The 228-nt window shown below is 60.1% G+C and carries 1 protein-coding gene; it reads right to left on the bottom strand.

Features of this window, described 5'->3' with window-relative positions; genetic code table 11:
- Positions 1–23: 23 nt before the first annotated feature.
- On the bottom strand, positions 24–228 hold a 205-nt coding region (locus HY17_RS20565), incomplete at its 5' end, for an integrase core domain-containing protein (RefSeq protein WP_146739643.1).

Genomic DNA, 228 nt, shown 5'->3' with positions numbered 1-228 from the left:
GGTCTGGTGGTGCGGCCTTGGCGTTAAAATCCAGTGGCGATTTTGACCTTGCCACCATGGCATAGGCCGGCGTTACGGGCAAACTCGTCGGGAGATTGCCCATTGTGAGCCATGTGAAGCCGGCTCTCATTGGAGTCGCGCCTCCACGCCTCGATCAGCCGCCTTGCCTCGGCCAAGGAGGCGAACCAGTTGATGTTGAGGCACTCGTCCCGGAGCGATCCATTGAAG

The organism is Hyphomonas sp. CY54-11-8 (genome assembly GCF_000682735.1).
GTDB lineage: Bacteria > Pseudomonadota > Alphaproteobacteria > Caulobacterales > Hyphomonadaceae > Hyphomonas.
This window is presented reverse-complemented; position numbering and strand designations above follow the sequence as displayed.